A 22,764-nucleotide genomic window follows, 5' to 3' on the forward strand; every position below is an offset into this window, starting at 1 on the left:
CCGGAGTGATGCTCCGGTCGCCCTTTTGCTTTGAGGCCTTTGGTTACTTCACCACCGCCTCGACCCACACGACAATCCGCTGCGCCAGGAAAGCCGTGGTCGATGGCGACAGCGCGTCACCCGCAATGACGTGGTTGTCGGGGTCGCCGGTATCGTCGACCGGCACCAATTCATGTGCGGCGCCCCAGCGAGCCGCGATTTCGCGGGTGCGATCTGGTCGTACCACCTTGTCCGAATCCGAAAAGATGAACAGGGCAGGGATGGACGTCTTCTCCACCGGCGCGCCGTAGGCAAGCTCTGTCAGCGCCGCCATCGGCAATGTCGCGGCGATCGGGTAGCGTTAGGTCCAGAACCTTTCATGCAGCGCGTTGCGTGGCACGAAGCTACGCTCCTTGCCGGCGACGAGCTCGACGATCTGTCTGCCCCACGGTAGGGTCAGCAATTCGGCGCCGGAAGCCTTGACGCCGAAATTCGGCGAGATGAATGCGATCGCCGCGACGCTGTTCGATGCGCTTGGCTGCGTCGCGGCCCACGCCGCCAGCGAGCCGCCGGTCGAGGTGGCTATGACGATCACCTTGTCGCCGATCGCTCGGCCGATAGCGAGCGCTTCCTCGTAGTCGTTGATCCAGGCACCGACGCTGCCTTGCGTCATCGCGGCGCCATCCTGTCCATGTCCCCTCAGGCGCGTGTAGAAAAGATTGGCGTCAAGCTGGTCGGCCACCTCGTCGGGCAATGGACGAATCTCGCCCTTCGACGCAGAAAAACCGTGGATGTAAACGATCGCGAATGGCGTCTTGGCATGGACCATCGGGTCGGCCCAGATGATTTCCTTGTCCAGCCCGTCGCGGATGCCGGGCACGGCCGCCTCCTGGCGCGCCAGATAGGCCTGCGGATCGTCGCCGATCACTGAGGGATCGAAACGGATTGTGGTTTCGACGAGGACGCGCGGACCAAGCGCCAAGGCCAGGACAAGGATGAGGACAAGCCCCAGCACCGCAAGCATGATCCGTCGGCCCATCACGGATCCTATTCGACCGGTGGCTTGCGGTCGAAATTCAGCGGCCGCGCATTCCAGCGGGTGACCGTGCTGATCACCCATCGGCAGAACGGCCTCGGCAGTATCCTGAGCAGCTTCAGTGTCCAGCTCAGGCGGCGTGGGAAAGTGACTTCGAAGCCACCGCATTCGATGCCTCGCGCGATGCGGCGCGAGGCCAGATTGACCGGCATCAAGCCCGGCATCGGCAGGAAGTTCTTCTCGGTCAGCCGCGTGTCGACAAAGCCTGGATTCATCACCTGGATGCGGACGTTCATCTTGTCGAAATCATATTTCAGCGACTCGGCCAAGATATTGACTGCCGCCTTGGTGCCGCCATAGGCGGCGGTGGTGGGCCAGCCGAAATAGGCGGTGACCGAACCGATCAGCACGACATGGCCGCGCGAGCGCACGCGCATGCGTTCGATGACCGGCAGCAGGCCATTGATGATGCCGAAATAATTCACTTCGAAAGACCGACGGAAATTGCGCGCGACAAGATCCTCGCCCGGCGTTGCGATATAGCTTCCCGCGTTGAACACTGCCAACACGATCGGACCGAGATCTTTCTCGATCGCTGCAACCGTCTTTGCCATGCGTTTTTCGTCGGTCACGTCGCAGGGAAAGGCTACGACACGGCCCGCCATCTGCGCCGTTTCGACGATGAGCGTATCGATCGGATGGTCATCGGGCGCAGTCACTGCGACGACATAGCCCTGAGCGGCAAGATCCTTGGCCAGCGAACGGCCGATACCGCTGCTGCCGCCCGTAATCCAGGCGACGCCATGCTTCGGATTGGCCCGATAGAGTGTCATGCTGCGCCCCGCCGGCTCTTCTTAGCCTGTGCTCTAGCGGTGAAGAAATCGAATGAAAAGAGTGCTTTTCGGTACATGGTTGAAATGAATGCCGGCCGGGCGCTCCTGGCTGCAGCAATTGCAGTGTGCGAAATGCGACTGGACCAGGCAAATTCTTGCCTTGAAACCGAAGCGTCGGGTTTCTAGGGTTTCGCCGCACCCACAAAGGAATCTCCATGCCCCGTTCTGTGATCGACGTGATCGGCAACACGCCCCTGATCCGCCTCAACAAGGCCTCGGAAGCAACCGGCTGCGAGATTCTGGGCAAGGCCGAATTCATGAATCCCGGGCAGTCGGTCAAGGACCGCGCCGGCCTGTTCATAATCCGCGATGCGGAACAGCGCGGGCTGCTGCGGCCCGGCGGCGTCATCGTCGAAGGGACGGCCGGAAATACCGGCATCGGATTGACACTGGTTGCCAAGGCGCTCGGCTACCGCACGGTGATCGTCATTCCCGATACCCAGAGCCAGGAGAAGAAGGATACGATCAAACTGCTCGGCGCCGAGCTGATCGAAGTGCCAGCCGTGCCCTACAAGAATCCGAACAACTACGTGAAGCTGTCGGGCCGGCTGGCCGAGCAAATGGCGAAGACCGAGCCGAACGGCGCGATCTGGGCCAACCAGTTCGACAATGTCGCCAACCGCGACGGCCATATCCGCACCACAGCCGAAGAAATCTGGAACCAGACCGGCGGCAAGGTGGATGGTTTCGTGTCGGCGGTCGGTTCCGGCGGCACGCTGGCAGGCGTTGGCTTCGGGCTGAAGGCCAAGAACAGCCAGGTCAAGATCGCACTGGCCGATCCGCTGGGGGCTGCGCTCTATTCCTTCTACACCAGCGGCGAGTTGAAATCCGAGGGCAGTTCGATCACCGAAGGCATCGGGCAGGGGCGGATCACCGCCAACCTCCAAGGCTTTACACCCGATTTTGCCTTCCAGATCCCCGACGAGGACGCACTGCCGATCGTATTCGACCTGATCCAGGAGGAGGGACTTTGCGTTGGCGGTTCGACCGGTATCAACATTGCCGGCGCCATTCGCCTGGCGCGCGAGCTAGGCCCCGGCCAAACCATCGTGACCATGCTTTGCGACTACGGCACGCGCTATCAGTCGAAGCTGTTCAATCCTGAATTCCTGCGCGAAAAGAAGCTGCCGGTGCCGGGCTGGATGGAGCAACGGAGCACGATTTCGGTGCCGTTCGAAAGGGTCGCGTGATGGCGCACAAGACCGAAGCGCTGTTTCGTGACGACGCCTATCTGGGGACGGCCGACGCCACCGTCGTCGCAGTCAACGATCGCGGCGGCATCATTCTGGACCGGACCGTGTTTTACGCCACATCGGGCGGGCAGCCGGGCGACACTGGCAGCCTCGAACGCACCGACGGCACCGGCATTGCGATTGCCGCTACGATCACCGGCGAAACCAAGGACGAGATCATCCATGTGCCGGCGCCGGAGCAGGCGGTTCCACGGTTGGGCGAGCGGATGAGGCTCGCCATCGACTGGCCGCGGCGGCAGCTGCTGATGCGGATGCACTCGGCCTGCCATCTGCTTACCGTCGTCTGTCCGTTCCCGATCACCGGTGCCGCGGTTTCCGAGGACGACAGCCGTATCGATTTCGACATCCCGGATGCCGGCTTCACCAAGGAAGACGTGACGGCCAGGCTGATGGAACTGGTGCGGGCCGACCACCCGATCTTCACCCGGCTGATCTCCGACGAGGAGCTGGCATCCAATCCAAGCCTGGTGAAATCCAAGAATGTGCGGCCGCCGGCCGGCACGGGAAAGATCAGGCTGGTCTGCATCGGCGAGAATGCTTCGGTCGACAGCCAGCCTTGCGGCGGTACCCATGTGAGGAGCACCGGCGAAATCGGCGAGATCCATATCGGCAAGATCGAGAAGAAGGGCCGCGAGAACCGGCGCTTCCGCATTCGCTTTGGCCCGATGCCGCCAGCCTGATATAGGACTGGGACAGGCGGGACAGGAGAGAAAAGATGGCCGACGACAGTCCTTTCACCATCGATGCCGATTGGTTGCAGAAGCGGCTCGGCGAGCCTGGGCTGACGATCGTCGACGCGTCCTGGTATCTGCCGGCGCAAAAGCGCGACGCGCGCGCCGAGTATGACGCAGCGCATATTCCAGGCGCCCGCTTCCTAGACCAGGATGCGGTTTCGGACCCCGACGCGGCTCTGCCTCACACGCTGCCGTCGCCGCAGCATTTTGCCCAATATGTCGGCGCGATGGGCATTTCGGCCGACGACACGATTGTTGTCTATGACGGGCCAGGGTTCTTTTCTGCACCGCGCGCCTGGTGGTTGTTTCGCGTTATGGGCGTGTTCCAGGTCTATATACTCGACGGCGGTTTCGATCGTTGGAAAGCCGCCGGACGGCCGGTGACGGCGGAGCCGACGAAGATCGCGCCTTGCGTGTTTTATGCCAACTTCGATGCCGCCCGCGTCGCCAGCCTTGCCGACATGCGCCGGATCGTCGAGACGGGGGAGAGCCAGATCGCCGACGCACGCTCGCCTGGCCGTTTTGCCGGCACCGAGCCGGAGCCGCGCCCCGGCATCCGCTCCGGCCACATGCCGGGCGCGCACAACGTGCCGTTTTCGGCGCTTTCGGAAAACGGCGAATTGCTGCCCAAGGACAGGCTGCGCAAAGTGATCGAGGAGGCCGGCATCGATCTGTCGAAGCCGGTCGTCACCTCCTGCGGTTCGGGGGTCACCGCGGCAGCCATCACGCTGGCCCTGGAGACGCTTGGCCATGCCGAAAACAGGCTTTACGACGGGTCATGGACGGAATGGGGTGGGCTTTCCGACACGCCCGTCGTGACGGGCAAGGACCGACGGTGATGAAAAACGGAGCGCTGGAAGACATCGACGTCACCGTGACATTTCTCGAAATGCATGTGCCGCCTGCCTATTCGCCGCCGCTGCCGTACAACCGCCAGATCGCGCTGCTCAAGACCAAAGACATTCCGCTGCATTTCTACCGCTATTTGATGGATCGGGTCGGCCGCAAATGGCACTGGGTCAACGTGCTGAGACTGAATGACGAGGAGCTTGCGGCGGGCATCCATCGCGAGGACCGCGACATCAGGGTGCTTTATCTCGACGGCGCGCCGGCCGGCTTCTTCGACCTCAAGCCGCATCTGCCGGAGGAAGTGGAACTCGCTTATTTCGGCATGATGGAGCACGCGACCGGGCAAGGCATTGGCCGCTGGTTCCTCGGTGCGGCAATCGCCGCAGCCTGGGCGCACGGACCCAAGCGGGTGACGGTGCAGACCTGCACCCTTGATCACCCAGCAGCCTTGCCGCTTTATCAAAAACTCGGCTTCACGCCGGTGGCGCAAAAAAAGGAGGTCGTACATCCGATGCCTTTTGCCGAGCGCGCGGCCAGCGTCATGCGGCCCTGATTTTCAGGCTCGTTCATCCAAGCTTCAGCTAGTCTTTGCCATCTTGTCGGCATCACAATGCGGCCGAGGGCCGAAGGAGAAAAGACATGCTGACCCGACGCACATTTGCCGCCGTGCTGGTTGCGGCACTCGCCATGCCGACCCTTGCCGTTGCCCAGGCGACCACGCCTTCGGCCGCCACGATCGAGCGCCAGCTTGAAGCCGCGCCCCGGGTGAAGCTGCGCCCGAATCAGCGCGTCACCATCCGCGAATTCAAGAAGCGGCCGGACTTGCGGCGCATGGTCCGCTCTATCGATATCCAGTCGATCAATTTCGCCTTCGGCTCGGCTGCCATTTCCGAATCGCAATACGCCAAGATCGAAAACATCGCCGATGCACTTCAGCGCGTTCTGCGGCGCGATCCGGGTGCCCGCGTGCTGATCGAAGGCCATACCGATGCTGTGGGCTCCTTCCAGTCGAATCAGATTTTGTCCGAACAACGTGCCGCCTCGCTGAAGCGCACCTTGCTGCGTGAATTCGGTGTGCCGGGCTATGCGCTCGAAACCGTCGGCTACGGCGAGGAGTTCCTGCTCGTGCAGACGCAGAATGAGAACTGGCGAAATCGCCGGGTGACGCTGCGCCGCTTCGACGACTTCATCCGTTAAAATGATCTAGCCGTTCAGGGTCTGGATCAATATTCAAAGGCGAGCCCGACTTGAATGAGCCGGGCTCTTTCCATATCGCTGTCGTCTAAAAACCGATGGTGATGGAGGATCGCACGATGGCAATTCGCGTGGTAATGGCCGGCGCGACCGGTTGGGTCGGCAAGGCGCTGGTTCCGGCGATCGGGGCGCAAGGTGACATGGCGCTGGCCGGGGCTGTGTCACGTAGCGGCGCGGGGCAGGATTCCGGCCTGCTGGTTGGCATGCCGGCTAATGGTATCTCCGTTTCGGCCTCGCTGGCCGAGGCGCTGGAGGCGCCGTCGGACGTACTGGTCGACTTCACCAAGCCACATGTCGTGAAAGACCATGCGCTGCTCGCCATCGACAAGGGACGGCACGCTGTGATCGGCACATCGGGACTGGGTGCTGCCGACTATGCCGACATCGACGCCGCGGCGCGCGCCCACGGCGTCGGCGTCGTTGCCGCCGGCAACTTTTCCATCACCGCTACGCTGATGAAGCGGTTTGCACTTATGGCGGCAAAATACGTGCCGGATGTCGAGGTCATCGATTATGCCAGTGCAAAGAAGCCCGACGCGCCCTCCGGTACCGCGCGGGAACTTGCTGAAGCGCTGGCCGACATCCGCAAGGCTTCGACGGCAAAGCCGGTCTCCGAGGTCTCCGGCGTGCCGGCTACACGCGGTGCTGCGGTCGGCGCGGGCGAGGGGGTGCAAGTGCACGCGCTTCGCCTGCCGTCCTACATCCTGTCCTGCGAGGCGTTGTTCGGCCTGCCAGACGAGCGGCTGACCATCCGCCACGATGCCGGCTCGTCCGCGGCGCCTTACGTGGCGGGCACGCTGCTCGCCATCAGGCGGGTACAGCAGATCAAAGGCCTGGTGCGTGGTCTCGACGCGTTGATGGACTGATCCATTTGGCAGGAATCGGGTGGGAAGCTCTGTCTTGCGAGCATAATTTCCGGTCAACGACACCGGAGATTTAGCCATGACGCTAAAATTCAAAGCCTTGCCAACCGATGCGGTTCGCGCGCTTCAGCGCGGCGGACCTGATGCTTATGACCTGAAGCCAGAGCGGCAGATTTCGAACGGCGACGGCGTGCCTTGCCGCCACTGCCTGAAGAATGTTGCTGTGGGAGAAACCTATCTTGTTCTGGCCTATCGGCCTTTTCCTGAGCTGCAGCCTTATGCCGAAACCGGGCCGATCTTTCTGCATGCGGAAGAATGCGAACGCGCCGCCGAGGGGGAAACGCTTCCCGATATACTCGAAAGCAGCGATTACATCGTGCGCGGCTACGGCAAGGACGACCGCATCGTCTACGGCAGCGGCGGCGTCATTCCGACCGATGCCATCGCGGCACGGGCGGAGACGTTGTTCGAGCGCGACGACATTGCTTACGTCCACATCCGCTCTGCACGCAACAATTGCTATCAGTGTCGGATCGACCGCGTGTAATCGGATCGGCTGCACCGGCTTGAGGCTGTCGTACTCCCGTCGCATACCTGCGGTAGAAAGCGACTGTCGATCGATTTGCCGACCGCGGATGAACCGGCGGGAATTCTCGACAACCGAGGAAGCGGGGCTTTGGCTCCGCTTTTTTGTGCCTGCATCGTCTGCAAAGAAAAAACCCGCCGGGATTAACCGGCGGGCTCGAACGATTTGCCTGGAGGGCCTTAGTTGAATTTATACTTCGCACCGATGCGGACGGTATGGAAAGAAGGAGTGGTGGTGAGGACATCGCCCGGCCCTCCAAACTCCTCCAGAATATCCTTCTCGGCAAACTGCGAATAGCGATATTCGAGACCGACAGTTACGTTGTTGGTCACGGCCGCTTCCAAACCACCACCGACCGAGAAGCCGCTAGAGCCCCAATCGATGATGTCGCCGATGGGTGAAGATGCGTTCAGATCGAAATGCTGCCAGCTGTAGCCGCCAAGCACATAGGCGAGGGTCGATTCGTTGACTTTCAAACCGACCCGGCCCAGCACATCGAAGCCATAGTCTGTGTCCAGATTGATGGATCCGCCGGGCACTTCCAGCTCCGTAGTCATGCCGGAGTAGCGAGCATCCACCATGACTCCCGCAACCCAGCTGCCGAAATCATGGTCGTAGCCCGCGTTCAATTCGCCAAATACGCCTTCGCCGCCGATACCGTTGAATTCCAGGTCGCCAAGCGGCGGCACATTGATCTGATGCACCGACGCACCCGCGCCGCCCGCACCACCGATATAGAAGCCGGTCCAGTTGTAGGCAGGCGCTTCAAAAGACGCAACGCCGCCATTCTGGGCGCCAAAGCGATAGTTGGCGGCAACCTGGAACGTATGCCGCGATGTGTCGAGGTTGAGTGCGCCATCTGGTGCGCCGAACTCGGAGAGGAGATCATCGTTGGTGCTGAATTGGGTATAACGATATTCGGTTTTGATGGTCCAGTTGCTGTTAATGGCCGTCTCAACGCCGGCTCCGACGAAATAGCCGTTCTGGTCCCAGTCGAAATCAAAGCCTGCGTTCGTGTCGAATTTGTATTTCTGCCAGGAATAGCCACCAAGCACGTAACCCAAAGTGTTTGGCGTGAAGAGGTAGCCTGCCCGCAAGCCAGCGTCGAAACCATAGGTTTCTTTGACCGACGCGTCGAATCCGGCAACATCGAGCGTGGTCTCGATATTGCCAACATGAGCGTCCAGAAGTCCGCCGATCAGGAAGCGCGGCGCCACCATATAGTCGTACCCAACGGTGAGTTCACCGTACACGCCTTCGCCACCAATGCCGTTGAACGACACCCCAGGAATGAAATCGCTGCTCAACTCGTGGACATTGGCCCCGGCGCCAACACCAAAGCCGACATAGAGTCCACTCCAGTTGAAGCCCGCCGTCTCAACCAGCGGTTCGACCACGTCGGCGGCGTGAGCAACCGACCCAAGCGCCAGAATGGAAACTGCGCCAAGAAGAAGAGATTTAGCGGATTTTCTGCTGATCATTTGCCCTACCTTTAATAAACCCTGCATCTGCGTAGCATCGGCTCATTGTGGCGGCTGTAACAAAAAAGCCACAGAAAGAGCACATTGCATCAAACGGGCACCAGATGCGGGAAAAATCCGCTGTAGACCGTGAAAATTGCCTGTGAACAAGCAAGCCGCCGACGGCATCGGCGACTCATCCGGAAAGAACGGTTGGAAATCAGGCCGCGAGAACGGCCTTTGATTCGACCAGCTCATAGCCGAGTGCTTCGGCCACTGCGCGATTCGTGATCTTGCCCTTGTGGACGTTCAGCCCGTTGCGCAGATGGTGGTCGTCTACCAGCGCCTTGAGGCCCTTGTCGGCGAGCTGCAGGCCATAGTGCAGCGTCGCATTGTTGAGCGCGTGGGCCGATGTGACCGGCACCGCACCCGGCATGTTGGCGACGCAATAGTGGATAACGCCGTCGACCGCATAGGTCGGCTCGGCATGGGTGGTGGCGTGCGAGGTCTCGAAGCAGCCGCCCTGGTCGATGGCGACGTCGACCAGCACGGCGCCTTTCTTCATGCCCGAGAGCATTTCGCGCGTCACCAGCTTGGGCGCGGCTGCCCCCGGGATCAGCACGGCGCCGACGACGATGTCAGCCGAAAAACATTCTTCCTCCAGCGCCTCGACGGTCGAGTAGCGGGTGTGGACGCGGCCGCCAAAGATATCGTCGAGCTGACGCAGGCGCGGGATCGAGCGATCGATGATGGTGACGTCGGCGCCAAGCCCGGCAGCCATCCGTGCAGCATGCAGGCCGACGACGCCGCCACCGAGCACAGTGACCTTGCCGGGCAGCACGCCGGGCACGCCGCCAAGCAGCACACCGCGGCCGCCATTGGCCTTTTGCAGCGCCGTGGCCCCCGCCTGGATCGACAGGCGGCCGGCAACTTCCGACATCGGTGCCAAGAGCGGCAGGCCGCCGCGCTCGTCGGTGACGGTCTCGTAAGCTATTGCGGTGACGCCGGAGGCCAGCAGGCCCTTGGTCTGCTCCGGATCCGGGGCGAGATGCAGATAGGTGTAGAGGATCTGGCCGTCGCGGAGCTGAACCCATTCGTTGGGCTGCGGCTCCTTGACCTTCACGATCATGTCCGACTTGGCAAACACGTCGGCGGCCGTCTTGGCGATCGTGGCGCCGGCGGCGCGGTACGCGTTGTCGTCGGCTCCGATGCCGGCGCCGGCGCCGGTCTCGATCAGCACTTCATGGCCATGCGCGACATATTCGCGGACCGAGCCCGGTGTCAGGCCGATGCGGTATTCATGGTTCTTGATTTCCCGGGGGCAACCGACGCGCATCTTTTTTCTCCTGATCCGGCCCTTTTAGGGCCTGTTCCCTGTCTAGAGATAGTGAACCACGAATCGTTCGGTAAGTGTTTGCGAATGCGCTTGCCTAAGAGGCTACTGTTCGATAATCGTTGCGCGAAACAGTAGAATTATCGCAGGAACCCGCAAAAATGCCGCTCGACAGGATTGATATCGCCATTCTCGAGACATTGCAGAAGGATGGGCGGATACCCAATGCAGCGCTCGCCGAAAAGGTCGGCCTGTCGCAGTCGGCCTGTTCGCGGCGGCTGGACAATCTGGAGAAATCCGGAACCATCCGCGGCTATCACGCCCGGCTGTCCAACGCTGCACTTGGGCACCAGATGACGGCGATCGTGCATATATCGCTGTCCGGGCAATTCGAGAAGACGTTGTCGGATTTCGAAGCAGCGATAAAGCGCTGCCCGAACGTCCTGTCCTGCCATCTGATGTCGGGCGAGTATGATTACATCCTGCGCATCGCGGCGAAGGATCTCGTCGACTACGAACGCATCCACAAGGAGTGGCTTTCGGCAATGCCGCATGTGACGAAGATCAATTCGTCCTTTGCCTTGCGCGAAATCGTCGATCGCACGGCCGTTGGAATGAAGCCTGAGCTAGCCTAGGCCCCAAACTCGCCTAAACGTTGAATGACTCGGTCACCACACGGTCCATCGGAATATCGTGCGGCTGCGGGTAGATGGTCACGATGCGCTGCAACTCGTAGCCGACGCCGACGACCAGCGGCTTGAACGGCATCGCGGCAAGCGTGCGATCGAAGAAGCCGCCGCCATAGCCCAGGCGAAAATGTCCGGGATCGATGCCGACGATCGGCGAAATGACGATGTCGGGCAGTACCGGATCGCCCTCGGCCGGTATCGGGATATTCCAGACGCCCTTCTCCAGCCGGTCTCCGTGGGTATAGGCGCGAAAGATAAGCGGCCGGTCTTTCTCCACGACAACGGGCAGCGCCGTGCGGCCACCTCGCGCGTTAACGGTTTCCATCCACGGGCGCAGGTCCGGCTCGCCGCGAAACGGCCAGTAGAGGCTGACCATGCGCCCGGCGATGTCGCCGATCACCGCATCGAGACCATCGGCAATGCGCTGCGACATGGCTGTGCGCATGTCGGCGGAAACGGCAAGGCGGGATGCGATCAACCGCTCGCGCTCGGCCCTGCGCCAGCGCCTGACATCGGTCCATTCGGACAGCGGCGCTTGGAACTCCGGATCGAGCTCGTGCATAAAACAAGGCGGCGAGGCGTACTGCCCTGAGCCTTCATCTTCATCCTTAGCCATGATTCACCTGCAATATACTGTTCCGACCAAGCCCTATCCGGGACGTAGGCTATATCCGGGAATGAGTCTGCAGCATGCGTATTCACGACATCAGGCGACGAGTCCCAGGCAGGTGCAGCGCAGGCATTGCTGCACTGCACAAGGATACTTACATCAGCCTTGGCGAGAGGGATGAGTGAGATGAACACAGCCAACCATCACGTCGTCGTCGTAGGCGCCGGATTCGGCGGCCTCGAATTCACCCGCGCACTTACTGGCGCGCCGGTGCGCATCACCATGATCGATAGGCGCAATCATCACCTCTTTCAGCCGCTACTCTACCAGGTGGCGACGACGGCGCTGGCAACCTCCGAAGTCGCCTGGCCGATCCGCCATCTCCTGCGCAAACGCAAGGACGTGACGACGCTGCTTGCGACCGTGACTGGCATCGACCGCACCGGCAAGCGCGTGCTGCTGCAGGATGGCGGAGCGGTCGCCTACGACACGCTGCTGCTGGCCACCGGTGCGCGGCACGCCTATTTCGGCCATGACGAATGGGAGCCGTTCGCGCCGGGCCTGAAGACGCTGGAGGACGCCACCACCATCCGACGGCGTATTCTTTTGGCTTTCGAGCAGGCCGAGCGGGAAACCGATCCCGCCAAGCGCCAGGCACTGCTGACGCTGGCGATCGTCGGCGGCGGGCCGACCGGCGTGGAATTGGCCGGCACGATTGCCGAACTGGCGCATGACACGCTGCGCGGCGAGTTCCGCAACATCGACACGCGCGAGACGCGTGTGGTGTTGATTGAGGCCGGCGACCGCGTTCTTGCCAATTTCGCGCCGGAGCTCTCCGATTATGCAATGAAGGCGCTCGAACGACTCGGCGTGACCGTCGAACTCGGCCGGGCGGTTACGCGCTGCGATGCTGAGGGTGTCGTCTTCGGCGACAGGCATTTGCCGGCCAGGACAATTCTTTGGGCGGCGGGCGTCGCCGCTTCGCCGGCCGCCGAATGGCTCGGCGCGGCAGCGGACCGCGCGGGCAGGGTGCTTGTCGAGCCCGACCTCACTGTGCCGGGAAACCCGGAGATTTTCGTCATCGGTGACGCAGCACACGTCCTGCGGCCGGATGGCCGGCTGGTGCCGGGCGTCGCGCCCGCAGCCAAGCAGCAGGGACGGCACGTCGCCGCGACGATCAAGGCCAGGCTCGCCGGCGACACAACGGTACGTCCGTTCCACTACAGGCATGACGGCGATTTGGCGACGATCGGCAAGCGCGCCGCGGCCATCGATTTCGGCTGGATCAAGCTCACCGGCCGGCTTGCCTGGTGGCTATGGGGCTTGGCGCATATCTACTTCCTGATCGGCTTCCGTAACCGGCTTGCGGTTTCCCTGAGCTGGCTATGGATCTACTTCACCGGTCAGCGCAGCGCTCGGCTGATCACCCAGGGCGACGACGACAAGGGCTGATTGTTCGCTGCCGGACATTCATCAGCGCGTCACCTCCTCTTGATGGAATCGACTTCTGGACTCGGCTGGATTTCGGCGCGAAGCTTTGCTTCGGGCAGGACTTGTCACGTCGTGGAAGAAAGAGAAACGAATGTCCCAATTGCGCCACCTCGTCTCACGCCGCGATTTCCTCGCCGGCGTCGCCGCCGGCGGAGCGATGATCATGCTGCACCCGTTCTCCGCCCGGGCTCAAGCCAATCAGGCGCATCTGAGGATTATGGAGACGACCGACATCCACGTGAATGTGCTGCCTTACGATTACTACGCCGACAAACCTAACAACACGATGGGGCTGTCGCGAACGGCATCATTGATTGAAGCCGTGCGCAAGGAAGCAACCAACGCGATGCTGATCGATAATGGCGACCTTCTGCAAGGCAACCCGATGGGCGACTACATCGCCTACGAGAGGGGCATGAAGGACGGCGATCTGCATCCGGTGATGAAGGGCATGAACCTGCTCGGCTACGAATGCTCGACGCTCGGCAATCACGAATTCAACTACGGCCTGTCGTTCATGGACAAGGTGCTGGCCGGTGCCAATTTCCCGTTCGTCTGCGCGAATTTGATCCGCGGCACGGAGCTTGCCGCGAACCCGCGCGACGACAAGCTTTATCTCAAACCTTACGTCATCCTCGACAGGAAGATCAAAGACGGGTCGGGCGCCGAGCAGCCGATCAGGATCGGCATCATCGGCTTCGTGCCGCCGCAGATCATGGTCTGGGATCTGAAAAATCTCGAGGGCAGCGTCAAGACGCGCGACCTCGTCGAGGCGGCCAAGGCGTGGGTGCCGCAGATGAAGGAAGAAGGCGCCGACATCATCATTGCGCTCTCCCATTCTGGCATCGACGTGAAGCAAGGCGACATGATGGAGAATGCCTCCTTCTTCGTTGCCGGCGTCGAAGGTATCGATGCTGTGTTCACCGGCCACCAGCATCTGGTCTTCCCTGGCAAGAAGGACTTTCAGTCGCTGGAAGCCGTCGATACGGCGAAAGGCACGTTGCAAGGTAAGCCCGCCGTCATGGCCGGCTTCTGGGGCTCGCATATGGGGCTGATCGATCTGTTGCTGGAGCGCGACGGATCGACATGGAAAATCGTCTCGGCGACCTCTGAGGCCAGGCCTATCTTTGAGCGGGTCGACAAGACGAACAAGCCGATCGTCGCTGACGACCAGCGCATCGTCGATGCGCTCAAACAGGACCACGAGGCGACGCTTGCCTATGTGCGTCGGCCGGTCGGCAAAACCTCGGCGCCGCTCTATTCCTATTTTGCGCTGGTCTCCGACGATCCATCGGTGCAGATCGTCAGCCAGGCGCAGACCTGGTACTTGAAGGACATCCTGAAGAACACCGAGTGGAAGGATATGCCGCTGCTATCGGCGGCGGCACCGTTCAAGGCGGGCGGGCGCAACGGCGCAGACTATTACACCGACGTGCCGGTGGGCGATATCGCCATAAAGAACGTCGCCGACCTCTATCTCTATCCAAACACGGTGCGCGCCGTCGAAATCACGGGGGCAGAGGTGAAGGAATGGCTGGAAATGTCGGCCGGCATCTTCAACCGGATCGAGCCGGGCAAAGCTGACCAGGCGCTCATCAACACCGACTTCCCGTCTTATAATTTCGACGTGATCGACGGCGTCACCTACCGGATCGACCTGTCGCAGCCACCGAAATATGATTCGAAGGGCGGGCTGGTGAACGCCGGCTCGAACCGCATCATTGACTTGATGTTCGACGGCAAACCAATTGATCCCATGCGGAAATTCGTCGTCGCAACCAACAACTACCGGGCCGGCGGCGGCGGCAATTTCCCGGAGATCAATGCCTCGAAGATCATCTACGAAGCGCCCGACACCAACCGCGACGTGATCGTGCGCTATATCGTCAGCAAAGGCACCATCAACCCGTCGGCGGATGCCAACTGGTCGTTTGCGCCGCTGCCGGAAACCAGCGTCGTGTTCGAGACCGGCGCCAAGGCGAGAGAATTTATTGCGCAAGTGAAGTCGCTGAAGATCGAGCCGGCGGGCGAGGGCGAAGCGGGGTTTTCCAAATACCGCATCACTCTTTGAGGCGAGGATTTGAGCGTCGGCTCGAAACTGTCTCAGCGTTAAGATACTGTCCCGATACGGCCGATCCGTTTGAGGCAGGCAGCCTCTTCAGGCAGGTGGTGCGAAACGCCGCTTGACGGCAGGCATGACCAGATCCAGCGCATCCGTCGAAATCCCACCGGAATAATCGTCCGGCAGTTGGTCGATCGAGGCGGGGTCGTCGAGGCCTTGTGAAAAGCCGCCGCCGGAATAGGGACCGAGCAGGTAGACGCGGCTGCCGACGCTTTCCATACGGTCGAGAAAACGGGCGGGCCAGCCCCACATCCACTTTGCGACATTGACGGGGATGAGCAAGGTGCCCTGGCGGCAGGCATCCGGAACGTAGCCACTCCAGCCGAGCGCAGCATAGCGAAGAATGCAGCGCGTCAGGGATGCGCGGCTCAGCGTATGCATGTCCGGCAACGCTGCCTTCACTGCTTCTATAGGCCTGTCGCCGCCATAGACCGTCAGATTGGCGCGCTCGGCCGGCGTCAATATGGCGAGCCAGGCGGCCAGCATCTCGCCTTCCTTGGGATCGTTGCTTTTGATGTTGATATTGAAACGCCGGTTCGGGAAGCGCTGCAAGACTTCATCCAGCGACGGCATGATGCCGACACCCTTGCCGCGAAACGGAAAGGTCTTGCCGCCATCGGCAGTGTAGCCATAACCGATATCGAGCGTCTTCAATTCGGACATCGCATGGCGGCGCGTTTCTCCCTTGCCGTTGGTACGACAATCCAGCGTCCAGTCGTGGAAGACGGCGAACGTGCCGTCCGTAGTGGGATGGACATCGAGTTCGAGCGCGTCCGCACCGAGCGCGAAGGCGGCTTCCATCGAGGGAATCGTGTTTTCGAGGAAGGAATGGCGCGGCGTCAGCATGCGATCGGCCGTGCATGTTTCCGATCCGAGGTTCGTACGGTCGAAATCCTGAGCCAGGCCGCGATGGGCAAGCACCGAAGGGGTGCCGGCCGGCCGGCTCGACAGCAGCGAGGTGTTGTTGAGCCAGATGCCGCCTGCAGCGACAAGAATTGCAACGAGGGAGATCGTCCGTTTGCGCATGGTATGATTCCTGAAGCGGTCGTCGAAGCCGAGCGGGGTTATCTTTCCAAGCCGCCGGCAGCGGTATCGCCAGTTCGGCCAGCAAGCATTGCGGCAGACAGACCAAAGGCCGTTAAAATTCGGGAAGGGTCCCAGCAGGGCCGGAATCACTATGGTTGCAACCACCCATATGCGCTAGTTTTAGCCATGCGTTATGTCATCGTCATCACGGCCGTCACCTTTTTCCTGATCTGGGACGGCATTTACAACCAAGGCCGCTACCTCGACAGGACCATCAGGGAGGTGACGCGCGTCGTGCACTATGTAACCAGTATGGTGTAGTTTCTCTTCTTCGCCACGGTTCGCCGACGCGACATCCTGCCGATTGACGGCACGCTCCCGCTGACACAAAAGAACGCCGGTCCAACGGTCGAGGAGGCTGGGTTGATCCGGCATATCGTTTTCTTCAGCGCGCGTCGTAAAGTGGACGTCGAGGCAGTGCGTACGGGTCTGCTGGCGCTCGGCAAGATACCCCACTCGCGCCGTTTCGAGGTGACGCTCAACACCAAGGTCGACCCGCTCTCGGATGAAATCGATGTGGTCGTCTACGCCGAGTTCGAAGACGAGGCAGCGCTCGCCGCCTACAAGGCGCATCCGCTCTATGCAGAGACCACCAGCCGGGTAAAACCGCTGCGCGAATTGCGTTATTCGGCCGATATAGTGGCAAGTTGACCGCCCTAAGGCAGATTTCACGTCGCGGAGCGGGGCCGCGCCGCAGCCCGATTCATTCCGTCTGAGCCGCGGAGGTCTCGGTCGGATCGACGCCCGGCCGCTTTGGCGCGTTCCAGATCAGCACGGCGATAACTGCTATCGCAATAACGGCCAGGGCAATGAAAAGGTCTCTTCCCCTGGCAATGAGCTAGGATGATTTTTGACGGCGGCAAGTCGGCTCCTCGCGGCCGGGCACTGCGATCGCCGCCGAGGTGCCGGCTAAGCCCTTGAACCATTTTCAGGAATGAGGCACACCGCGCGGGACATGACCGAGAACACCCCCGCAAGCCCTCATCCGCTCGATCACCTGGTGTTGCCGACCGCGAGCCTCGATGTTGCGCGGGCGCGCTTGACCTTGCTCGGCTTTACCGTTGCGCCGACGGGTATCCATCCCTTCGGAACGGAAAACTGTTGTGTCTTCCTCACCGACGGTACCTATCTCGAGCCGCTCGCGGTCGCCGACCGACAGGCCGTGGCAACGGCGATCGCGAACCGCAATGTCTTTGTCGCGCGGGATCACACCTATCGCGAAAGAAACGGTGATGAAGGATTTTCTGCCGTGGTGCTGGGCACCGAAAGCGCCGCCGCGGACCACGCGCGCTTCATCGAAGCCGGACTGTCGGCGGGAGACATGCTCAGCTTTTCGCGCGCCTTCGCTGATGCGACAGGAAAGAGCGACACCGCATCATTCAAGCTTGCCTTCGCGGCTCTAGGCAAGGCAACGGACGCTTTTCTCTTCGCCTGCGAACGGATCAATGCGCCGAAGGTCGACCGCACCGCTTTGCAGGCCCACGCTAATGGCGCAACCGGCATTGTCGAAGTCGTGGCAGTCAGCCGCGAACCTTCCGAACAAGGCCATGTGATTTCGATCGCAGCCGGGATGGAGGCGCAGAGCGGCACTGTCTATAAGCTGCCGAATGCCGCTGTGACCGTTCTGGATCCTGCAGCCTTTGCGGCACGCTTCGGCATTCCCGCCGGCGCGCCGTCTGAACTCCGCTTTGCTGGGATCGTCTTTTCGGTTAGGCACGGCGACACCGTCGCAAAGCTGCTTGCAGCCAATTCCGTCGAACACGACATACGCGGCGGTGATATCATCGTGCCGCCGGCGTCAGGGCAGGGCGCAGCCTTCATTTTCCGGGAGATCGCATGAACAAGCTCAATCCTGTGATGCCAAATTCTTCCGTTGCGATCGGCAAGGTCATTTTCGGCAACAGCGCGCCCCTATCGCTGATCGCCGGTCCATGCCAGCTGGAATCGCGGCAGCACGCTTTCGACATGGCCGGTGCGCTGAAGGAATTGACCGAAAGGCTCGGCATCGGGCTCGTCTACAAGACCAGCTACGACAAGGCCAATCGCACCTCGCTTGGCGGCACGCGCGGTGCGGGACTTGAAGCGGCAATGCCGATCTTCGACGATTTGCACAAGAATTTTTCGCTGCCGATCCTGACCGACGTCCACACTGAGGAACAATGCGCGATCGTCGCGCCGCATGTCGACATTCTGCAGATTCCTGCCTTCCTCAGCCGGCAGACCGATTTGCTGATTGCTGCGGCAAGAACCGGCAAGGTGGTCAATGTAAAGAAGGGCCAATTCCTCGCGCCATGGGACATGAAGAACGTCGTCGCCAAGATCACCGGCTCCGGCAACGCCAATGTCCTGGTGACCGAGCGCGGCGCATCCTTTGGTTACAACACCTTGGTGTCCGACATGAGGGCGCTGCCGATCATGGCCGAGATCGGCGCGCCGGTCATTTTCGATGCCACTCATTCGGTGCAGCAGCCGGGCGGGCAGGGCGGTTCGTCTGGGGGCGACCGGCGCTTTGTCGAGACGCTGGCGCGCGCGGCTGTCGCGGTTGGCGTCGCCGGCGTCTTCATCGAGACGCACCAGGACCCCGACAACGCGCCTTCCGACGGCCCCAACATGGTGCCGCTAAAGGATCTTCCCGCATTGCTTGAACGGCTGATGGCGTTCGATCGCATCGCCAAGAGCGTGGGTTGAACCAGCAGTTGCGCCACAGCAGCGTCGCCAAGAAAACTTTGAAGAATTTCGAACCTGTCTGGAACCTTAGCCCGCGGCCCTCATTGTCAAAATCTAATGTCAACGACGACGAGGAGCACACCATGACGACCCAGACGGGACACACCGAAGCCATTGCCGCTTCGCGGGTTATCGGCACATCGGTCTACAACACGGAAGGCACTCATATCGGCGACATTGAGGACGTCATGCTCGACAAATTGTCGAACGGAATCATGTTCGCCGTGATCGGTTTTGGCGGATTTCTCGGCATTGGCGAGAAATACCACGCCATTCCGTGGGCGAGCCTTGATTATGATGAGAACAGGGGTGGCTATGTCGTGCCGTTCACCAAAGACCAGCTGATGGCCGCTCCTTCCTACTCGATCAACGAGCTGACCGGCGCCGACGGCGAGGCTGCACGTGACGCCTCATACAACTACTACAAGGTCGAGCCTTACTGGCACTGACTAAGTCTCCTGGAATCAAAAAGGCCCCCGGGAAATCGGGGGCCTTTCGATGTGGCGGGATGCTACTGCGCAATTTGCAGGGCCGGCAAAGGCGACGATCCCTGCGGGGGTTGCTGATTGTCGCACGACGTCAGGAACGCAGCCGCAATCAGGAACAAACTCACAATACCGCTCAACTGGGACATGGCGAAACTCCTCCTGTTTCGCCCCGCGCGACAACAGCCATAAACCAGAAACCGGCATGCCGCGCATGACAAATGATGACAGCGCTTTGTGCTTCGTGAATCCCAAGAGCGGCAATGGGCGCACGGGCAATATTTGCAAGTGCCCCGATTGCGTTTTGCAGCGCTTTGGCTAAGAGGTGCGCGACGCTTCAATCGATCAATCGGGGACATCGCAATGACGGCCATCATCGACATTGTCGGGCGTGAAATCCTGGACAGCCGCGGAAATCCGACCGTCGAGGTCGACGTCGTGCTCGAAGACGGCTCAATGGGCCGCGCCGCGGTGCCGTCCGGCGCATCGACCGGCGCGCATGAGGCGGTCGAACTGCGCGACGGCGGCCCCCGCTATCTCGGCAAGGGCGTGCTCAGGGCGGTTGAGGCAGTGAACGGCGAGCTGTTCGAGGCGATCGGCGGCATGGAGGCCGAGAATCAGATCCACATCGACCTAACCATGATCGAGCTCGATGGTACGCCCAACAAGAGCCGGCTCGGCGCCAATGCCATTCTCGGTGTGTCGCTGGCCGTGGCCAAGGCCGCGGCCGAAGCGGCCGGCCTGCCGCTCTACCGTTATGTCGGCGGCACCAAGGCGCATGTGCTGCCGGTGCCGATGATGAACATCATCAACGGCGGTGCGCATGCCGACAACCCGATCGATTTCCAGGAATTCATGATTCTGCCGATCGGCGCGCCGACGCTGCGCGATGCCGTGCGCTGGGGCTCGGAGATATTCCACACGCTGCGGAAGAGGCTGAAGGATGCCGGCCATAACACCAATGTCGGCGACGAGGGCGGCTTTGCCCCCAACCTGAAAAGCGCGCCGGCCGCGCTCGACTTCATCATCGAATCGATCGAGAAGGCCGGCTTCAGGCCAGGCGAGGAGGTCGCACTCGGACTCGACTGCGCGGCGACCGAGTTCTTCAAGGACGGCAACTACGTCTATGAAGGCGAGAAGAAGACCCGCGACCCGAAGGCGCAAGCCAAATATCTGGCCAAGCTCGCTGCCGACTACCCGATCATCACCATCGAGGACGGCCTGGCCGAGGACGACTGGGACGGCTGGAAAATGCTGACCGACCTCATCGGCAAGCAAACGCAGCTGGTTGGCGACGATCTGTTCGTCACCAACACGGCGCGGTTGCGCGACGGCATCCGCATGGGTGTCGCCAATTCGATCCTGGTCAAGGTCAACCAGATCGGCTCGCTTACCGAAACGCTCGACGCCGTCGAGACCGCGCACAAGGCCGGCTATACCGCGGTGATGTCGCACCGCTCGGGCGAGACCGAGGATTCGACCATCGCCGACCTCGCCGTTGCCACCAATTGCGGGCAGATCAAGACTGGCTCGCTGTCACGCTCGGACCGCATGGCCAAGTACAACCAGCTCATCCGCATCGAAGAGGAGCTCGGCAAGCAGGCGCGGTATGCCGGCAAGTCGATCGTTAAAAGCTGATTTTCGACAGAAAATCCGAGCGAGCGAGGGCGGGGACATTCCCGCCCTTTTGCTTTCAGGGCTCCGAATCCAGCAATCCGTAACCGTCCATTAAGCACAATCGGGCGACAAAGGCGGCGCAGAGGATTCGGACCATGTGGACACGCCAGCACAAGCAAAGAAACACCGGCCGGCTGATCATCCCCTCGCTCTGCGTGGTGTTCCTGACCTATTTCGGCTTCCATGCCTATCATGGCGAGTTCGGCATCTATTCCAAGTATCGGCTCGAAGCCGAGACTGTCGAATTGCAGGGCAGGCTTGATGCCGTCAAGGCACGCCGGATCGACCTGGAGCGCCGCGTCCAGCTGATGCATGAGGGCACGCTCGAGAAGGACATGCTGGACGAGCAGGCGCGCAAGGCGCTCAATTTGTCCCATGTCGACGAGATCACCATCATGCTGCCGGTCGCAAGATAACGCAATTTCAGTTAATCGGCGATATTTGCAATGATTTTAGGCGCTTAGATGCATGACAGCCATGCGTTTTCGGCATGGCGAAAGCCTTCCCTGCATGTTAGCCTGCCTCAAATCGGTGGGAGAACTGATCTCCCTCGCTGTCCGCCAAGAGACGCCAACAGGGAGTGATGCATGGCCACCGCCGCCAGAAAAGCGCCTGCCAAATCCAAATCCGACGGCAAAACGATGGGCCTTTCCACCCCAAAGCCTGTTGAATTCACCAAAGACCAGGAGCTTGCCGCCTACCGGCACATGCTGCTCATCCGCCGCTTCGAGGAAAAGGCCGGCCAGCTTTACGGCATGGGCTTCATTGGCGGTTTCTGCCATCTCTACATCGGCCAGGAGGCGGTCGTTACCGGCATGAAGATGGCGCTGATCGATGGCGACCAGATGATCACCGCCTATCGCGACCATGGCCATATGCTGGCCATGGAGTTGTCGCCGCGCGGCGTCATGGCCGAACTGACCGGGCGCCGTAGCGGCCTGTCGAGAGGCAAGGGCGGCTCCATGCACATGTTCTCCAAGGAGAAGCATTTTTACGGCGGCCACGGCATCGTCGGCGCGCAAGTGTCGCTCGGCACCGGCATTGCCTTCGCCAACCGCTATCGCGGCAACAACAATATGACGCTGACCTATTTCGGCGATGGCGCCGCGAATCAGGGCCAGGTCTACGAAAGCTTCAATATGGCCTCGCTATGGAAGCTTCCGGTGGTCTACATCATCGAGAACAACCGCTACGCCATGGGCACCTCGGTCTCGCGCTCGTCGGCCGAGACGGATTTTTCGCATCGCGGCGCCTCCTTCAAGATTCCAGGCATCCAGGTCGACGGCATGGATGTGCGCGCCGTCAAGGCCGCCGGCGACCTCGCCGCCGAATGGTGCCGCGCCGGCAACGGGCCGCTCATTCTCGAAATGCAGACCTACCGCTACCGCGGGCATTCGATGTCGGATCCAGCAAAATACCGCTCCAAGGAAGAAGTGCAGAAAATGCGCTCCGAACGTGACCCGATCGAACAGGTCAAGGCAAGGTTGCTCGACAAGAAATGGGCAAGCGAGGACGAGCTCAAGGCCATCGACAAGGAAGTCCGCGACGTTGTCGCCGACGCTGCAGAATTTGCCCAGAACGACGCGGAGCCGGATCCGTCCGAGCTCTGGACCGATATCGTACTTTAACGAGAGGGC

23 protein-coding genes and 1 pseudogene are annotated in these 22,764 nt (G+C 61.1%); 18 read left to right on the forward strand and 6 right to left on the reverse strand.

Features of this window, described 5'->3' with window-relative positions; all coding sequences use genetic code 11:
- Positions 1-43: 43 nt before the first annotated feature.
- Together NKH91_RS03250 and NKH91_RS03255 are read right to left on the reverse strand one after the other, a co-directional pair.
- Positions 44-1,018 (reverse strand): annotated as a pseudogene (locus tag NKH91_RS03250) (alpha/beta hydrolase).
- 8 nt (positions 1,019-1,026) lie between these two features.
- Positions 1,027-1,848: an SDR family oxidoreductase gene (locus tag NKH91_RS03255; protein WP_352482520.1), complete on the reverse strand. Its 822-nt coding sequence runs from the start codon at positions 1,846-1,848 to the stop codon at positions 1,027-1,029.
- Between the two features lie 215 nt (positions 1,849-2,063).
- Here NKH91_RS03255 and NKH91_RS03260 point away from each other — a divergent pair, with 215 nt between their 5' ends.
- From NKH91_RS03260 to NKH91_RS03290, 7 genes are all read left to right on the forward strand, one after another.
- On the forward strand, positions 2,064-3,098 hold the full coding sequence (locus NKH91_RS03260) for a cysteine synthase A (protein WP_023717544.1): 1,035 nt from the start codon (positions 2,064-2,066) through the stop codon (positions 3,096-3,098).
- On the forward strand, positions 3,098-3,841 hold the full coding sequence (locus NKH91_RS03265) for an alanyl-tRNA editing protein (RefSeq protein ID WP_352496515.1): 744 nt from the start codon (positions 3,098-3,100) through the stop codon (positions 3,839-3,841). Before NKH91_RS03260 ends, NKH91_RS03265 begins: the two co-directional genes overlap by 1 nt.
- A gap of 35 nt (positions 3,842-3,876) precedes the next feature.
- Entirely contained in the window at positions 3,877-4,734 is an 858-nt protein-coding gene (sseA, locus tag NKH91_RS03270) for a 3-mercaptopyruvate sulfurtransferase (RefSeq protein WP_023717546.1), read from the forward strand.
- Positions 4,734-5,297, forward strand: a complete 564-nt coding sequence (locus tag NKH91_RS03275) for a GNAT family N-acetyltransferase (RefSeq protein ID WP_023717547.1) — start codon at positions 4,734-4,736, stop codon at positions 5,295-5,297. The genes sseA and NKH91_RS03275 overlap by 1 nt, the downstream gene beginning before the upstream one ends.
- An 86-nt stretch (positions 5,298-5,383) precedes the next feature.
- Complete coding sequence (locus tag NKH91_RS03280; protein WP_352847999.1) at positions 5,384-5,941, forward strand: OmpA family protein; 558 nt, start codon at positions 5,384-5,386, stop codon at positions 5,939-5,941.
- 116 nt (positions 5,942-6,057) lie between these two features.
- On the forward strand, positions 6,058-6,864 hold the full coding sequence (gene dapB, locus NKH91_RS03285; RefSeq protein WP_352847996.1) for a 4-hydroxy-tetrahydrodipicolinate reductase: 807 nt from the start codon (positions 6,058-6,060) through the stop codon (positions 6,862-6,864).
- Positions 6,865-6,940: 76 nt separating this feature from the next.
- Positions 6,941-7,408, forward strand: a complete 468-nt coding sequence (locus NKH91_RS03290) for a DUF1203 domain-containing protein (protein ID WP_352847993.1) — start codon at positions 6,941-6,943, stop codon at positions 7,406-7,408.
- A 218-nt stretch (positions 7,409-7,626) separates the two neighbouring features.
- Here the strand turns inward: NKH91_RS03290 and NKH91_RS03295 are convergent, their stop codons facing one another.
- Together NKH91_RS03295 and ald are read right to left on the reverse strand one after the other, a co-directional pair.
- Complete coding sequence (locus tag NKH91_RS03295; protein ID WP_352847990.1) at positions 7,627-8,928, reverse strand: outer membrane protein; 1,302 nt, start codon at positions 8,926-8,928, stop codon at positions 7,627-7,629.
- Between the two features lie 199 nt (positions 8,929-9,127).
- Positions 9,128-10,243, reverse strand: a complete 1,116-nt coding sequence (gene ald / locus NKH91_RS03300; RefSeq protein ID WP_352847987.1) for an alanine dehydrogenase — start codon at positions 10,241-10,243, stop codon at positions 9,128-9,130.
- A gap of 158 nt (positions 10,244-10,401) precedes the next feature.
- Between ald and NKH91_RS03305 the strand changes: the two genes are divergently transcribed.
- Positions 10,402-10,875 (forward strand): Lrp/AsnC family transcriptional regulator, encoded by a 474-nt coding sequence (locus NKH91_RS03305; protein ID WP_023675099.1) that lies wholly within the window; start codon positions 10,402-10,404, stop codon positions 10,873-10,875.
- A gap of 13 nt (positions 10,876-10,888) precedes the next feature.
- Here the strand turns inward: NKH91_RS03305 and NKH91_RS03310 are convergent, their stop codons facing one another.
- Positions 10,889-11,545 carry a 5-formyltetrahydrofolate cyclo-ligase gene (locus tag NKH91_RS03310; RefSeq protein WP_023717552.1) on the reverse strand — a complete coding sequence of 219 codons (657 nt, stop codon included), beginning with the start codon at positions 11,543-11,545 and terminating at the stop codon, positions 10,889-10,891.
- 180 nt (positions 11,546-11,725) lie between these two features.
- Between NKH91_RS03310 and NKH91_RS03315 the strand changes: the two genes are divergently transcribed.
- Together NKH91_RS03315 and NKH91_RS03320 are read left to right on the forward strand one after the other, a co-directional pair.
- Positions 11,726-12,991, forward strand: a complete 1,266-nt coding sequence (locus tag NKH91_RS03315) for an NAD(P)/FAD-dependent oxidoreductase (RefSeq protein ID WP_352847983.1) — start codon at positions 11,726-11,728, stop codon at positions 12,989-12,991.
- A gap of 130 nt (positions 12,992-13,121) precedes the next feature.
- A complete protein-coding gene (locus NKH91_RS03320) occupies positions 13,122-15,101 on the forward strand; it encodes a bifunctional 2',3'-cyclic-nucleotide 2'-phosphodiesterase/3'-nucleotidase (protein ID WP_352883401.1) in 1,980 nt (659 codons plus the stop codon).
- 87 nt (positions 15,102-15,188) lie between these two features.
- On the opposite strand, the gene NKH91_RS03325 is transcribed toward NKH91_RS03320, so the two are convergent.
- Positions 15,189-16,178 (reverse strand): glycerophosphodiester phosphodiesterase family protein, encoded by a 990-nt coding sequence (locus tag NKH91_RS03325; RefSeq protein ID WP_352847980.1) that lies wholly within the window; start codon positions 16,176-16,178, stop codon positions 15,189-15,191.
- 186 nt (positions 16,179-16,364) lie between these two features.
- Here NKH91_RS03325 and NKH91_RS03330 point away from each other — a divergent pair, with 186 nt between their 5' ends.
- The 8 genes from NKH91_RS03330 (at position 16,365) to pdhA (ending at position 22,755) form a co-directional block, all read left to right on the forward strand.
- Positions 16,365-16,499 (forward strand): hypothetical protein, encoded by a 135-nt coding sequence (locus tag NKH91_RS03330; protein ID WP_352482532.1) that lies wholly within the window; start codon positions 16,365-16,367, stop codon positions 16,497-16,499.
- A gap of 102 nt (positions 16,500-16,601) precedes the next feature.
- Positions 16,602-16,889 carry a Dabb family protein gene (locus NKH91_RS03335; RefSeq protein WP_023717556.1) on the forward strand — a complete coding sequence of 96 codons (288 nt, stop codon included), beginning with the start codon at positions 16,602-16,604 and terminating at the stop codon, positions 16,887-16,889.
- Between the two features lie 304 nt (positions 16,890-17,193).
- A complete protein-coding gene (locus NKH91_RS03340; RefSeq protein WP_352847977.1) occupies positions 17,194-18,078 on the forward strand; it encodes a VOC family protein in 885 nt (294 codons plus the stop codon).
- Positions 18,075-18,926 (forward strand): 3-deoxy-8-phosphooctulonate synthase, encoded by an 852-nt coding sequence (gene kdsA, locus NKH91_RS03345; RefSeq protein WP_352847974.1) that lies wholly within the window; start codon positions 18,075-18,077, stop codon positions 18,924-18,926. Before NKH91_RS03340 ends, kdsA begins: the two co-directional genes overlap by 4 nt.
- A gap of 122 nt (positions 18,927-19,048) precedes the next feature.
- Entirely contained in the window at positions 19,049-19,414 is a 366-nt protein-coding gene (locus NKH91_RS03350) for a PRC-barrel domain-containing protein (protein ID WP_023717559.1), read from the forward strand.
- 399 nt (positions 19,415-19,813) lie between these two features.
- Complete coding sequence (gene eno, locus NKH91_RS03355; RefSeq protein WP_352847972.1) at positions 19,814-21,088, forward strand: phosphopyruvate hydratase; 1,275 nt, start codon at positions 19,814-19,816, stop codon at positions 21,086-21,088.
- Positions 21,089-21,222: 134 nt separating this feature from the next.
- Entirely contained in the window at positions 21,223-21,543 is a 321-nt protein-coding gene (locus tag NKH91_RS03360) for an FtsB family cell division protein (RefSeq protein WP_352847969.1), read from the forward strand.
- Positions 21,544-21,714: 171 nt separating this feature from the next.
- Positions 21,715-22,755 (forward strand): pyruvate dehydrogenase (acetyl-transferring) E1 component subunit alpha, encoded by a 1,041-nt coding sequence (gene pdhA / locus NKH91_RS03365; protein ID WP_502895946.1) that lies wholly within the window; start codon positions 21,715-21,717, stop codon positions 22,753-22,755.
- Positions 22,756-22,764 lie beyond the last annotated feature (9 nt).

It is taken from the genome of Mesorhizobium sp. M0894 (genome assembly GCF_040319725.1).
Lineage (GTDB): Bacteria > Pseudomonadota > Alphaproteobacteria > Rhizobiales > Rhizobiaceae > Mesorhizobium.